The following is a 7,052-nucleotide window of genomic DNA, read 5'->3' as shown; positions in this document are numbered from 1 at the left end:
AATAAAAAGAGATTAGCTGACCAAATTGCCGATAAATATTCTCTAAAAGCGATAGGCATCCTAACTTCCCAAAAATCGTTCATCGGTTCTCTCCCAGATTTTTAACTAATTTTGCCCCCAAAAACGTTAAAAAAGTTTACCAAAGCAATTTCTGCCCAAAAATTAAGGTTCGGGACCAGGAGATATTGGCTAAAATTGGAACTTATGATCGTTAAAAATATTCAAAAAAGCAGGATTTAACTGGAAAGTTTGCTATCATTATCTATTCAGCGACAAACTCGCATGGTGATTTACTGCTATCCCCTAGCCGATCTAGGTCAAAGCTTAAGACGTTCTTTTATTGTGACTTTTTTGGCAGTAATCGCCATTCTTGGCGGTGTGATTCCCGAATTTTCTTGGACGACGGAGGTAGTTAGTTTCCGGTCTTCCGCTTATACTCAAGATTTTACGGCTGACCAAATTAAACGTTATGCAACCGCAGTTTTGTTGATCGAAACCCAAAGAAAACAAGCTTATCAGGAAATTTTGCGAATTTTAGGCAAAAGTCCCCCGGCAATTACCTGTAACCAACGGGAAAGCTTTAATAATCTTCCAGCTGATGCCCAAAGAATTGCCGTAGATTATTGTAATAACTCAAAAAAGATTGTCCAAGATAGTGGTCTAACTGCCTCTCAGTTTAACACCATTACTAACCGGATTAGTAGCGATGATAACTTGAGACGACGGGTACAAAATGAGATGATTCGTCTGCAACGGGAGAATAAATAGAAAAAGTTCCTCAGTTTTTCGGGTCAAGCTGGAGTCAGGGCTACAATAAGAATGTTTTTTCCCATTGACCACTACCATGTTAACTTTTACCGAGCGCTTACCCCCCCGTCATACCGCTAGTCCACCCCCCCCAGAAACGGTAGTTTTTAGCCTTCTACTTACGGCCGAAGAACGCACCCGCAGCCGTTATCGTCTCGACAGTCCCGAAGGTTTTTCCCTCTGTTTTCGTTTACCCCGCGGCACCATTCTACAGGATCGCGATTTCCTACGGGGAGAAAACGGCGAAATTGTTCAAATTATCGCTAAACCCGAACCAGTTATCACTATTACCGCCCCTTCAACCGATTTACTCCTCAAAGCGGCCTATCACCTCGGTAATCGTCATGTAGCCCTAGAAATTAATCCCGATTATCTGCGTCTGGCCCCCGATTCTGTCCTACAAGCAATGTTAGAAGGTTTGGGATTAACTGTAACTGAAGAAATCGCCCCCTTTAACCCCGAAATCGGCGCTTATCAGCATTATCATGACCTGGAAGATGCAAAAAAGGGATAGTTTAAAAAAGACCCCTTGCAGAAATCAAAAATCGTTGTTAGGGTTAGGAGTCATTAGCCAGTAGTCAGTAGTCAGGAGAATTAAAAATGAGCATTAATCAATTAAATGGTCTATTTACAGATTTTATGCCATTTAATCCTTATTTTTGCCGTTTTTGAACCATGAAAAATTAATTATGCAAGAGGGTTAAAGAACGGAATCCGCTACTGGTCAAAGTTTCTAGAAAAGCCCTAGGGATAGCTTGAGTATTTATACTTATTGCCATCCAAGTATGCTTCCCCTAAGATAAAGTTGATCGGTAATCGTGCCGAACTAATTACCGAAAATTTGGGTTTAAAACCCTTGCCATGATGTTTTTATTGTATTCAGGAAATTGAAAAAATGAAGACCAAATCGATCATAAGCTTACTATCCCTTAGTATTATGGGGATGTCAATCTATGCAGGTCAAGCTAATAGTAGTGATTATCGAGCTTTGACTCCAGAAGAGAAATCACGGTTGACTGATGCTTTGCTAAAACAGGGTTGTAGGAATCCTAAAGCGATGAAATTTGATGTTGAGACTAACCTATTTGAAGCAGAAGATGCTGTGTGTGAGGGAGGAAGAAAGTATGATATTTACCTTGATAGAAACTTTAGGATTGTTTCAATGAAACCAGACTAAAAGAGCAAATCCCTGAGAAGCTTTTAAGTACCTAAGCAAAATTAATTACACATCTAAGCTCTCAGCCGTCAGCCTTTTGCTGATGTGAGTAAACAGTGAACTGAAAACTCAAATCCGATCCCTAATAGCTGTATCCCGTCTCGGAGTCTCGGAGTCTCCTGTATCCCGTCTCGGAGTCTCGGAGTCTCGGAGTCTCGACTAGGAAATTAATTTTGCACGACTACTTACCGGTCGCTGCGAAGATTACCGATGAGGTATAACAAAGCCATTCTGACAGCGACACCACTGGTAACTTGTTGGGAAATCAGACTAAAATCGGGATCGTCCATTAAATCGGAACTAATTTCCACTCCCCGATTCACAGGACCCGGATGAAGTACCTTCACCCCCGGTTGACAGGATTGCAAACGAGGACGAGTAATGCCAAAACTTTGATGATATTCGCGTAAACTGGGCAAAAGATTGGCAGTCATTCGTTCTTTTTGCAGTCGCAGGGTCATCACAAAATCGGCCTTTTCTAAAGCTGGTTCTAAATCCCAGTGGAGAAATAGGCGATCGCACAATTCCCCAAAATATTTCGGCAGTAGGGTGGGGGGTGCGGACAAATGTACTTCCGCCCCAGCCGTGGTTAAACTCCAGATATTGGAACGAGCGACACGAGAATGGAGTATATCCCCGACAATAGCGATTTTTTTGCCCTCTAACAGTTCTAAACGGGGATTTTCTTCATCTAACAGACAACAGATCGTAAACAGGTCTAAAAGTCCCTGGGAGGGGTGTTCGTGTTGACCGTCCCCAGCATTAAGAATACTGACCCCCGACTGCAAACGATCCATTTCTGCGGCAATTAAATCGGGAACCCCCGACTGTTGATGTCGGATAACAAAGATATCCGTACCCATGGCCACATAGGTTAAAGCGGTATCGAGAATAGTTTCCCCCTTAGTCAAACTGGAACTACCCGGGGCAAAATTGAGAACATCGGCCGAGAGACGTTTCGCCGCTAGTTCAAAACTACTACGGGTGCGGGTGGAAGGTTCAAAAAAAAGATTTGTCACCACTTGTCCCTGTAGGGCCGGCACTTTCTTGGTACGTCGGGAAAGAACTTCACGAAAACTAGAGGCCGTTTGTAGCAGGGTTTGGTATTCTTCCGGTTGCCAGTCTTGCAATCCCAAAATGTGGTGTCGGATCCAAGTGAAAGCCATAGGAGTTAAGGAGGCGGTAAAAACGGCAAATTTCGTCTATGCTATTGTAGGATTTCTTTGCATCAGCTTAATAAATAGGGTTTATGAGAATTAATTTTTCCTTCTGTCAGATCACTCTCGCGATCGCTTTATTTCTCAATCCCTTGCCGGCGATCGTTGCCCAGACTGCCACCTCTGGGGAAATGGTATCACCGACCACGGGCATTAATTACACTCGCCTGAAAAATTTCCTCGCTCAACAAAATTGGCGACAAGCTAACGATGAAACCCGTAATTTAATGCTGAAAGCGACCGGACGGGAATTACAGGGCTGGTTTACCATGGAAGACCTGCAAAAATTGGCCTGTTGGGATCTGCAAAAGATGGATCAACTCTGGAAAGAAGCTTCTGGGGGACGTTTTAGTTTCAGTACCCAATTTCGCATTTTTATTGAGACAGGTAATCGACCGGGGCGCTTAGTGGCGATCGAAAATTTTCAAACTTTTGGCGATCGCATCGGTTGGCGTAAAGATGGTGATTGGATTATTTTTAAAGAAAATCTTAACTATACCCTCAATGCACCCGTTGGTCATCTACCGGCGCCCCGGGACGAATATCAGATCGCCGGTGGTCGTCTAGAATACACCACCCTCGCCCAAAGATTAGTTACCTGTAATATTGTTAGCTTAGGGCAAAGCAAACAATAGACCTCTTGTAAAAATCAAAAATTGTTGTTAGGGTTAGGAGTCAGTAGTCAGTAGTCAGTAGTCAGGAGAATTAAGAATGAATAATAATCAATTAAATGGTCTATTTACGGATTTTATGCCATTTAATCCTTATTTTTGCCGTTTTTGAACCCTCAAAAATTAATTATGCCAGAAGTTTAATAATCACGCTGATCAATTCTGTAGAATAAAATTTAAGGAAAAGCTTCTCTCCTCATCTTCCTCTTCTTTTTCCGATTTACTAGCACTTTTTCCGCTAAAAACCCCTAAATTTAACAATGATTAAACGATCCGTTAACGTATCGAGAGCGATCGGTTCGTCGATCGCCGTTTCCCTAATTGTCACCGGTTGCGCCACCCAAACCCCCCAGGCCACCGGACCGGCGGCTGTTCCCGTCAAACTGCAAACCCTCGGCACCGACAAATTAGTGCAAAGTAGCGAATTTGTGGGTACTTTGCTCGCCCAAGAGCGTGTTAGGGTCTCCCCTCAGATTACTGGTCGGATTCGGTCTATTTTTGTTAAATCTGGCGATCAGGTAATTCAGGGACAAAAAATCGCCGAATTGGATCCCGAACAACAACAGCAACAGGTAAACGCCAGTATCGGCCAGGTAAATTCGGCCAAAGCAAACCTCAATGGGTCTGAGGCAGATTTAAGGCAAAGACAAGCGCAAGCGGCGGCAAATAAAGCCCAAATTGCCCAGAATCGGGCAAATGTGGCCAATGCCGAAGCCAATGTTAAAAGTCAGATCGCCACGTTGAGCGCCGCCGAAGCCGATTTACAGAGAGCGAGAGCTAATTTAGATTTAGCGGAAAAAGACCTAAAAAGAGCCGAATTTCTGGTCAAACAAGGCGCACAGCCCCAACAGGACTTAGATAATCGCCGGCGCGACATTCAGGCCACCAGGGCAGAAGTAGAGGCCCAGTCTAAAAATCGTGATGCGGCCCGTCAACAGGTGACGGCGGCTAGAGCTACTTTACAGGCAAACAAAGAAGCATTAAATATCGCCATTCAAAACGAATTAGCCTCACGGCAACAGGTGGCGGCGGCAGCGGCAACAGTGAACAGTCGTCAAGCGGCAGTAGCCAGCGCTGAGGGGCAATTAGGGGCCACGCGCCAGAATTTAGTTTTTAACACCATTACCGCCCCGATTGATGGTTTTGTCGGCGATTTTAATCAAAGAAAAGTCGGCGATATTATCTCCCTGGGTGAAGAATTAACCTCGTTGACTAATAATAAAACTTTGGAACTAAATGTGCAGATTCCCGTGGAATTACAACCGCGTCTGCGTGTCGGGTTGCCCGTGGAAATTATTAATCCTGATGGCAGCCCGGGGGTTCGCGGTCAAGTAACTTTTATTTCCCCCACCGTTTCCCAAGCTACCCAGTCGGTTTTAGTCAAATTTGCCTTTACTAATGATGGCAGTCTTCGCAATAACCAATATGTGCGGGCGCGGGTAATTTGGGATCAAAAACCGGGGGTATTAATTCCCACCACGGCAGTGACTAGCATCGGGGCGCAGAATTTTGTTTTTGTGGCCGAAAAAGAAAAGGCTAAAGAAGGTCAAGAAAATGCCAAGGAGCGTTTAATTGTCAGACAAAAACCAATTCAAGTCGGCACGATTCAAGGGCAAGCTTATCAGGTTATTTCTGGAGTAAATGCTGGGGAAAGAATTGCTATTAATAATATTCTTTCTCTCCGAGATGGTACAGCTATAACTGTTAGTCAGCAGTAATTTTTATGAGTAATTCGATTACCGTTCGTCCCCTGTCAGCGCAACTAATTACTGCCGAGAGTTTCCGTCCCTACGGTCAATTAATAACCCCTAGTCATGATGGAAAACCGTTTGATGAAAGCGATGCACAACTGCATTTAAAAAACGGTGTGCCACGTTTTTATATTATGCGTTTACAGACTCGCGGACGTAAATTTAAGCGAATTACTCGTCATAGTCAATGTACCCAATGTCTTGGTTCTTTGGGGGGACAAGAGTGGTTTTTAGGAGTGGCCTCTCCTAGTCCTCATCCTCAACCGGATTTAGAAAAATTAAAGGTTTTTCGCATCCCTGGGGACTGTTTTATTAAATTAGAGGTGGGAACTTGGCACGCTGGCCCACTTTTTGATCAACCGACAATTGATTTTTATAATCTTGAATTGAGCGATACTAATATTATCGATCATTTTACCTATAATTTTGCCCAAGAGCAGTCAATAGAATTCGAGATTGTTGATTGAAAAAATATTTTTTTACTTAACTTTTCGCAATCCTTTGGAAAGATAGGCAACAAAAAAAGCTAACACTCCTGTCATCCCTACCTCGAAATAATTGGCCATGAGAATAGCGGTTAAAAACAGGAGCAAGATAATTAATATAGTCCGCTTTTGTTCAGATAATTTCATCTCTAATTGCCTCTAATTCGGTTTTAATACTTAATGGTTGATAACCTAAAGAAAAAGCAAGAGAACTATCAAGAGAAACATCCTGCGGACGGGGCGCACTCATGGGAACATCGCACTGTAAACAGGGTTTTATTTGTTCTTTGGGAAGGTTAAAAACTGCCGCCATTAGTAAACCAAATTGATAACGAGAAACTCTTTCTTTACCCCCCAGATGAATAATCCCTTGCACTTTTTCTAATGCCAAAAGTAAACCATTCACCGCACTATTAACCCCAACAGCCGTACGATATTCATCGGTAAATAGAGATAATTCTTTTCCCTCTTGGAGGGTTTTTAAAAAGGGTTGCAGAAAACTATTAGCGCTGGGAGAAGGGGAACCAAACATCAAAGGCATTCGACAAATAGCCGCCCGAGGATATATTGCTAAAATACCCTTTTCCGCCGCTACTTTTTGCTCACCATAGATACTGACTGGAGAAACAGGATCATTTTCGGAATAGGGGGCATTTTTACCATCAAAAACCAAATCGGTAGAGGTAAAAACTAGCGGTATTTGATATTGACTACACAAACGGGCAATTTCTAGAGAAGCTGTCAGATTAATTGCCTCGGATGCTTGGGGAAATTCTTGACAGAGATTCGGTTTTGATTGGGCAGCCGCATGAATTACTGCGTCGGGTTTAATCTGTTGAAAAAGTTCTCTAACTGCAGCTAAGTCTGTTAAGTTAATTTTAATTAAATTAGGGTCATTACTATTG

The 7,052-nt window shown here is 43.1% G+C and carries 9 protein-coding genes; 6 read left to right on the top strand and 3 right to left on the bottom strand.

What is annotated here, in order from left to right:
• The first annotated feature begins 282 nt into the window (after window positions 1-282).
• The 3 genes from IQ242_RS12355 (at window position 283) to IQ242_RS12345 (ending at window position 1,984) form a co-directional block, all read left to right on the top strand.
• The gene (locus IQ242_RS12355; protein ID WP_193960177.1) at window positions 283-768 is read left to right on the top strand and encodes a DUF4168 domain-containing protein; all 486 of its coding nucleotides are present in this window, start codon (window positions 283-285) and stop codon (window positions 766-768) included.
• Window positions 769-844: 76 nt separating this feature from the next.
• Window positions 845-1,321, top strand: coding sequence for an urease accessory protein UreE (gene ureE / locus IQ242_RS12350; protein ID WP_193960176.1), 477 nt, complete (start codon window positions 845-847; stop codon window positions 1,319-1,321).
• Between the two features lie 381 nt (window positions 1,322-1,702).
• The gene (locus IQ242_RS12345; RefSeq protein ID WP_002788965.1) at window positions 1,703-1,984 is read left to right on the top strand and encodes a hypothetical protein; all 282 of its coding nucleotides are present in this window, start codon (window positions 1,703-1,705) and stop codon (window positions 1,982-1,984) included.
• A 224-nt stretch (window positions 1,985-2,208) separates the two neighbouring features.
• On the opposite strand, the gene IQ242_RS12340 is transcribed toward IQ242_RS12345, so the two are convergent.
• Window positions 2,209-3,189 (bottom strand): aspartate carbamoyltransferase catalytic subunit, encoded by a 981-nt coding sequence (locus IQ242_RS12340; protein ID WP_193960175.1) that lies wholly within the window; start codon window positions 3,187-3,189, stop codon window positions 2,209-2,211.
• Window positions 3,190-3,272: 83 nt separating this feature from the next.
• Between IQ242_RS12340 and IQ242_RS12335 the strand changes: the two genes are divergently transcribed.
• The 3 genes from IQ242_RS12335 (at window position 3,273) to IQ242_RS12325 (ending at window position 6,129) form a co-directional block, all read left to right on the top strand.
• A complete protein-coding gene (locus tag IQ242_RS12335; protein ID WP_002759547.1) occupies window positions 3,273-3,875 on the top strand; it encodes a GUN4 domain-containing protein in 603 nt (200 codons plus the stop codon).
• Window positions 3,876-4,171: 296 nt separating this feature from the next.
• The gene (locus IQ242_RS12330) at window positions 4,172-5,629 is read left to right on the top strand and encodes an efflux RND transporter periplasmic adaptor subunit (RefSeq protein WP_193960174.1); all 1,458 of its coding nucleotides are present in this window, start codon (window positions 4,172-4,174) and stop codon (window positions 5,627-5,629) included.
• 5 nt (window positions 5,630-5,634) lie between these two features.
• Complete coding sequence (locus IQ242_RS12325; RefSeq protein WP_193960173.1) at window positions 5,635-6,129, top strand: ureidoglycolate lyase; 495 nt, start codon at window positions 5,635-5,637, stop codon at window positions 6,127-6,129.
• A 12-nt stretch (window positions 6,130-6,141) separates the two neighbouring features.
• On the opposite strand, the gene IQ242_RS12320 is transcribed toward IQ242_RS12325, so the two are convergent.
• Window positions 6,142-6,294, bottom strand: coding sequence for a hypothetical protein (locus tag IQ242_RS12320; protein WP_172456658.1), 153 nt, complete (start codon window positions 6,292-6,294; stop codon window positions 6,142-6,144).
• Window positions 6,281-7,052, bottom strand: a 772-nt coding sequence (locus IQ242_RS12315) for an NAD(P)-dependent oxidoreductase (protein WP_193960172.1), incomplete at its 5' end; no start/stop codon positions are given. The genes IQ242_RS12315 and IQ242_RS12320, both read right to left, overlap by 14 nt.

The organism is Microcystis sp. LEGE 08355, assembly GCF_015207185.1.
Lineage (GTDB): Bacteria > Cyanobacteriota > Cyanobacteriia > Cyanobacteriales > Microcystaceae > Microcystis > Microcystis panniformis.
This window is presented reverse-complemented; position numbering and strand designations above follow the sequence as displayed.